Raw genomic sequence first — 6,119 nt, 5'->3', positions numbered from 1 at the left:
CTAAATCTTATACTTCTTTAAAACATAATGCTTCTTTGCAAGATGTGTATGATGTTGCTGAAGCTATAATGGGACTGCAAGAACATGGTGTTTTAGACATAATCAAAGTTGATAATACAACACTTGGTGCATAAACCTTTGTATTAAATTTTTATGAAAGGAGAACTTTAATATGGAACTTACTAAAAAATTACTTATGACTTTTAAAAATAGTGATGATAAAAAAATCTCTTTATCTGTAGAAGATCCTAAAGATGATATAACTGAAGAAGAAATAAAATCAGCTATGGAATTAATACTTGCTAAAAATATATTCGCTCCTAATGGAATGGATTTAGTAGCAGTTGTTGAAGCTAAAGTAATTGTTACTGATACTACTCCTTATGACTTAGTTATAGGGTAAAACTCGCTTTGCTCAAAATTAATATAACTAATAAAGACTATGCTATGAAATCCCCTACTTTTCTAGCATAGTCTTTTACTTATAAAATTTATATCGAAAGGTTGTGTATATAATGAATTCAGAAATTCAAACATTGATAGCTTCTGTTGGCTTTCCTATAGCCCTTAGCATGTATTTACTTGTTAGGATAGAAGGTAAACTTCAGACTCTATCTGATAGTATTAATGAATTATCTAAAAATATAATAAGTATGAAATAAAGGAGTCTTAAAAATAAGACTCCTTTTTATTAATATTTGGCAAATCTATAACCTACCCAATCCCAAATATTATAATAAAATTAATTATTTAGTTTTATAAATATAAGTTTAAATTTTATAGTTATTTTAAGTATTCACGAAAACATCTGTTTTAGTGTACATAACTCTAAATTATAAATTTTAAGATAATAAATAAAAAAATATATGAACTGTATATGGATAAAATTCATAATATAAAATGTAAAAAGTATTTGATATTTTGAAAATAAATGAGTACTATTTAAATGTAAAATATTTTTTACATTTAAGGAGGTGTGTTTTATGGATACTAATTTATCTAATGTACAAATGTTTCAATTATACTCTGTATACTTTGCTATGATATTTTTAGTAGTATCAGCAATCTGTAGTATTTTTATGTTAATATCAGTTTCAAGACAAGGTGATGAGAGAAAAAAATATATCTTATCAAAGACTTGTACACAATCTTTTTTAGTATATACAGGAATATTAGTTATTGATGTAATATACACAATTTTCTTTGAAAAATACAGTAATTTTGTTATGGAAAATACACCTATAGTTTCTCTAGGTTTAATATCTATTATATTTACTGTAAGCATTTTTATTAATAAAAGGACGTATGGAAATTAATATGAATAATAATATTAAGAAGTTTCGTAAAGAAAAGAATATATCTCAAGAAAATTTAGCTAAATTATGTAATGTGTCAAGGCAAACTATAAATGCAATTGAAAACAATAAATATGACCCTACACTTTCGTTAGCTTTTCAACTGGCGAGTGTATTAGAAGTAACAGTAGATGAATTATTTATTTACTAATAATATGGCTATACTAAATACTAGGAGTATTAAAAATTAATGCTCCTTTTTTCTGTTCAAGAAAACATCTATTATTTTGTACAATTATTGCAGGTAACTTTTATTGTTCTAACTATAATTAACTCAATTAGATATTGCTCAAGAAATAAAAGTGATGTTTAATTGAGCATATTAATATATTCACAAATTTATTATAATAATAACTTGAAAGTAGGGAGTATATCAGTATGCTCCCTACTTTGTTGTTAAGATAGTTAATAAAATCAACATCATATTAAAATATAGCTAATTTTTATGACATAATGCAATATATAGTTTACTTTTGTAATATTTATCATATCATATGTAATATAAGGAGGTTTATATGAAGAATAAAAGAATGAAAATAGCTCGTATTGAATGTGATATGAAACAAGATGACTTAGCCAAAGCAGTAGGAGTAACAAGGCAGACTATTGGATTAATAGAGTCAGGAAACTATAACCCTACTCTAAATCTCTGTATTGCAATATGTAAGGCTTTAGGGAAGACCTTAGATGATTTATTTTGGGAGGAATAATAATGAAAAATATTAAAAGTCAAGATGAAAGAGTTTTAGCTCAAAGAAGAAAAATTCAAAGTGATGGATTTCAATTATTAACTTATGCATTACTTATATCTGCGGTAGTTCAGCAGTTCTTTTTACAAGCTCCACCTAGTCAATACATGGCTGAGTTTTTATGTTTAGTAGGTGCTGGATTTTATAATCTTATTCGTAATTTAAATATAGGTAATAATCTTTTTGGTGATGATAAAAGTTCAGGTAAGCATCTTTTTAGAAATATCTTATTTTCTGGAGTAGGATCTGTTATTCTTTTTGCTTTATTAACAGGCGAAAAAAATTTAGGTAATCTTTTAAGTTATTTTTTAACCTTCACAGTAGTATCTGGTTGTATGACTTATCTTAGTTACTACATTAGTAAAAAGAAGAAAAATAAAATTGAGAGAGAACTAGATATGGATGAAGATGATATTGAGTAATATACTAAAAACGCAATTAGAAATAGATTTATTGAATGAAACTATTTTGTAATTGTAAAATAATTAAATATTATGCATAATATAATTAAAGTTTGAAATTGTTATAAATTTCATATGGGTTGATTAGAGGGATGTAAAATGAAAAAAGATTAATTATAGCTATATCTATGGCTATTACACTATTAATAGTAGGATGTTCAAATCTTACAAGTCCAGTATTGCAAGGTTTTTATCAAAGTAATATGCTAAATGGATATCATATACAATTTGCTTTTCAAAATGATGATAGTACCTTTGTTGCATATATTAACAATATAGAAATAAATAAGGGAACATATGAAAGTTTAGGAGATAGAAACTATATTTTAAAAGGAGATACTGCTGAGTTAAAAATAAACTTAGAAAAAAATGATTCTTTTAACCTTAATATAGAAAATCTAGTAAAAAATCTAAACGAAGGCAAACCAATACAACTAAAAAATATTAATAAAACACCTGCATATTTTGATCAAACATTTAGCGACGAAGATAAACAAACTGTAGAAAATCTATTAAAGTAACCCTGAGTCTATTTTTAAGACCCAGGGTTATTTTTATAATTATTCCTTAGATTCTAAACTTTCAGAATCCACAGTAGTACAGTTATTTTTATCTGCAATTAATGTAGAACCTAGTGCACCTGATATTAATGCTTTAATATCTAAACCAACTGCACCTTCTAATCCCTTTATTACCTTATCTGTAGTAGTCATGATGTCGCCTACCATCTTGGCACCGTTACCTTCACCATACATTGTTATACTATCTACATTTGCTAATGGAGATGCTGCATTTTTAACTATCTCAGGCAATTTTTCAACTACCATTTCTATTACTGCTGCCTGTTGCATCTTATTCATGGCATCTGCCTTTTTATCTAGACCTTCTGCCTCTGCTAATAGTTTAGCTCTTATAGCTTCTGCATCTGCTTTACCTACTGCACTTATACCTTCTGCCTTTTTTTGCTCTGCTACTAACTCTGCTTCTGCTTTGTCTTTTAATATTTCATATTCTTTTTTAGCTTTATATTGTTCTACATCGGCTTCTTTTTGCTTTTCATAAGCCTCTGCATCTGCCTCTTGCATTCTTTTATACTTATCTGCTTCTGCTTGTTTTTTGATTTCGGCTTCAAGTACTCTTTCTTTTACTAAAGCTTCTTTTTCCCTTATAGCTATTGCCTTTTCTTGTTTTTCTATGTCTGCATCAGCTCTAGTTGTCTCTAATCTCTTTCTTTGTATCTCTTCTGTTATCTTATATACAGCATCTGCTTCAGCTTTTTTCTCATCTTCTTTTATCTTTAATTCTGACTGTTTTAGAGCTAGTTCATTATTTTTTATAGCTATATCTTGCTCTGCAGTTACCCTAGCATCATTAGCTTCTTTATCTGCTTTTGACTTAGCCCTAGCTATTTCTTTTTCAGAATTTGCTTTAGCTATTTCTGCATTTTTTTGTATAGTTACTATGTTGTCTATACCTAAGTTTTCTATTACTTTATTATCATCTATAAAGTTTTGAACATTAAAACTTATTAATTCTAACCCCATTGCATTTAAATCTGGTTCTGCATTTTCTTTTACTGCCTCAGCAAACTTTTTTCTATCCTTTACCATATCTTCTAACTTCATTGTACCGACTATCTCTCTAACATTTCCTTCTAGCACTTCCCTAGCTATACTAGCTATGTAGTTAGTATCTTTGCCTAAGAAGTTTTGAGATGATAATTTTATTAAATCATTGCTACTTCCTACCTTTACGTTGACATTTGAATCTACTCTTACATTAATATAATCTGCAGTTGGCACTGTACTAGCAGTTTTAACGTCTATTTGTATTAATTGTAGTGCTAGTTCATCTTTTCTTTCTAAAAATGGTACTTTTATAGTGGCTCTTCCTATTACTACTCTAGGTTGTTTTCTAAGTCCAGAGATTATAAAGGCTTTATCTGTTGGTGCTTTTACATAACCTCTAGATATTAAAGCTAAAACTAAAATTAAAACTACTACACCTGCCACCATTGGTATTAAAATAGAACTATCAAAAAACATCAAAATCCCCCTATTATTTTATTATTTTAGTAGCTTACCCTTGTTTAAGTCTATGTATAGTTAACATAATTTATTTTATATTTTATAATAAAGTAATCTGTTGAGTTTATATCTATTATTATCTTACATTATTTTCATAAATTTAGCTTTTTATGACTTAAAGCTAATGTATAAATATATAGTCTATTACATTTATTTGAGCAAAATTAAAAGCATAGGATTTAACCTATGCTTAAATACTATTTTTTATATTTTTATTTCTTTAACCCTTCCAACAATGCCACTTTCAAGCATTACTTTAATTCCATGATGATGATTTGGTGAATTAGTAAGAATTCTTTTAACTATTCCTTCTGTTAACTTTCCGCTTCTTTGATCTTGCTTTTGTACTACAAAAACATTTGATCCTATTTTTATATCACTTCTTTTAGTTCCGTCCATAATTTATACCTCTTGCTTTCTTGTAAGATATTTTTACATTTTATTGTATTTATCTTCTAGTAATTAATAATTAGTATTTTATCTGACTCCGTAGAATTAATTTCTAAAGAAAAATTATCTTCATCAATAATCATCTCATTAAAATTAGGATCATACCTTTCAAAGAGCTGCTTGCTTCTATAATTTTTTATCCCAGCCTCTTGCCATACTATAGTTATAGATTGTCTGTCTTTATTAAATACAACACGTACCGGAACATGTTTATCAAATATAACTTTTTTATCTGACTTTGAAATAGCCTTTATTCCTACGTCAAACTCACTACACTCAAAATCATGAAATCTATGAAATGATTTTAAGGAATTTAAACTATTTGATAATGTCTTTCCTTCTAATTTTGCCACGTTGATTCCTCCTAATATAGTTTATTCTCTTATTATATTTCCATCTTTTATAGGCATATACTTTTACCATTATAGTACACTTTGAATACATTTTATACACTATCTTTAAAGATAACAAATGCACACGTATTTATCTAGTGCATTTGTTATAATTTATTAACTTATTTTTATTGCACATAATTATCTTGAATTAAGAATATTGCTTAGGTGAAGAAACCTTAGCTATAGCTATTTACTATGCATTAAAGTATAGTGATAATTTTAAATCTCCTATACTTATATCAAGAAAGTAATCATGACAAAACTTATTACTTTTCTTAAATAAAATTTAAAAGGAGGTAAACATAATGGCTGTTGTTGAAATAAAGAACCCTTCAAGCTTAAAAATAAGATTAGATTTAGGTATGGTAGATGGAAAAACTAGAACTAAATCTTATGCTTCTTTAAAACATAATACGCCTTTACAAGATGTGTATGATGTTGCTGAAGCTATAATGGGACTGCAAGAACATGGTGTTTTAGACATAATCAAAGTTGATAATACAATACTTTGTGCATAAACCTTTATATTAAAATTTAATGAAAGGAGGACTTTAATATGGAGCTTACTAAAAAGTTACTTATGACTTTTAAAAATAGTGATAATAAAAAAATCTCTTTATCT

12 protein-coding genes are annotated in these 6,119 nt (G+C 27.1%); 9 read left to right on the top strand and 3 right to left on the bottom strand.

Annotated features, from left to right (window positions below; translation table 11 throughout):
* The 8 genes from JWF52_RS19600 to JWF52_RS02690 form a co-directional block, all read left to right on the top strand.
* Positions 1–134, top strand: a 134-nt coding sequence (locus JWF52_RS19600; RefSeq protein ID WP_208331814.1) for a DUF1659 domain-containing protein, incomplete at its 5' end; no start/stop codon positions are given.
* 38 nt (positions 135–172) lie between these two features.
* Entirely contained in the window at positions 173–403 is a 231-nt protein-coding gene (locus JWF52_RS02720) for a DUF2922 domain-containing protein (protein ID WP_208331812.1), read from the top strand.
* 112 nt (positions 404–515) lie between these two features.
* The gene (locus JWF52_RS02715) at positions 516–662 is read left to right on the top strand and encodes a YvrJ family protein (protein ID WP_071162445.1); all 147 of its coding nucleotides are present in this window, start codon (positions 516–518) and stop codon (positions 660–662) included.
* Positions 663–983: 321 nt separating this feature from the next.
* On the top strand, positions 984–1,316 hold the full coding sequence (locus JWF52_RS02710) for a hypothetical protein (protein WP_208331811.1): 333 nt from the start codon (positions 984–986) through the stop codon (positions 1,314–1,316).
* A 1-nt stretch (position 1,317) separates the two neighbouring features.
* Complete coding sequence (locus JWF52_RS02705) at positions 1,318–1,506, top strand: helix-turn-helix transcriptional regulator (RefSeq protein WP_208331813.1); 189 nt, start codon at positions 1,318–1,320, stop codon at positions 1,504–1,506.
* 364 nt (positions 1,507–1,870) lie between these two features.
* A complete protein-coding gene (locus tag JWF52_RS02700; RefSeq protein WP_208331810.1) occupies positions 1,871–2,065 on the top strand; it encodes a helix-turn-helix transcriptional regulator in 195 nt (64 codons plus the stop codon).
* Positions 2,066–2,067: 2 nt separating this feature from the next.
* Positions 2,068–2,526 carry a DUF6773 family protein gene (locus tag JWF52_RS02695; protein ID WP_208331809.1) on the top strand — a complete coding sequence of 153 codons (459 nt, stop codon included), beginning with the start codon at positions 2,068–2,070 and terminating at the stop codon, positions 2,524–2,526.
* A 167-nt stretch (positions 2,527–2,693) separates the two neighbouring features.
* Positions 2,694–3,086: a hypothetical protein gene (locus tag JWF52_RS02690; protein ID WP_208331808.1), complete on the top strand. Its 393-nt coding sequence runs from the start codon at positions 2,694–2,696 to the stop codon at positions 3,084–3,086.
* A 39-nt stretch (positions 3,087–3,125) separates the two neighbouring features.
* Here the strand turns inward: JWF52_RS02690 and JWF52_RS02685 are convergent, their stop codons facing one another.
* The 3 genes from JWF52_RS02685 to JWF52_RS02675 all read right to left on the bottom strand — a co-directional run bounded on the left by JWF52_RS02685 (position 3,126) and on the right by JWF52_RS02675 (position 5,455).
* Positions 3,126–4,610 carry a flotillin family protein gene (locus tag JWF52_RS02685; protein WP_208331807.1) on the bottom strand — a complete coding sequence of 495 codons (1,485 nt, stop codon included), beginning with the start codon at positions 4,608–4,610 and terminating at the stop codon, positions 3,126–3,128.
* 246 nt (positions 4,611–4,856) lie between these two features.
* Entirely contained in the window at positions 4,857–5,051 is a 195-nt protein-coding gene (locus JWF52_RS02680) for a YwbE family protein (RefSeq protein ID WP_042274740.1), read from the bottom strand.
* A 56-nt stretch (positions 5,052–5,107) separates the two neighbouring features.
* On the bottom strand, positions 5,108–5,455 hold the full coding sequence (locus JWF52_RS02675) for a hypothetical protein (protein WP_208331806.1): 348 nt from the start codon (positions 5,453–5,455) through the stop codon (positions 5,108–5,110).
* A 347-nt stretch (positions 5,456–5,802) separates the two neighbouring features.
* On the opposite strand from JWF52_RS02675, the gene JWF52_RS02670 reads away from it, so the two are divergent.
* Positions 5,803–6,015: a DUF1659 domain-containing protein gene (locus tag JWF52_RS02670; protein WP_208331805.1), complete on the top strand. Its 213-nt coding sequence runs from the start codon at positions 5,803–5,805 to the stop codon at positions 6,013–6,015.
* The last annotated feature ends 104 nt before the right edge of the window (positions 6,016–6,119 follow it).

Source organism: Clostridium sp. CCUG 7971, from assembly GCF_017590215.1.
In the GTDB taxonomy this organism is placed as follows: domain Bacteria; phylum Bacillota; class Clostridia; order Peptostreptococcales; family Peptostreptococcaceae; genus Faecalimicrobium.
Note: the sequence above shows the minus strand (reverse complement) of the source record. Positions and strands in the feature narration are given on the sequence as shown.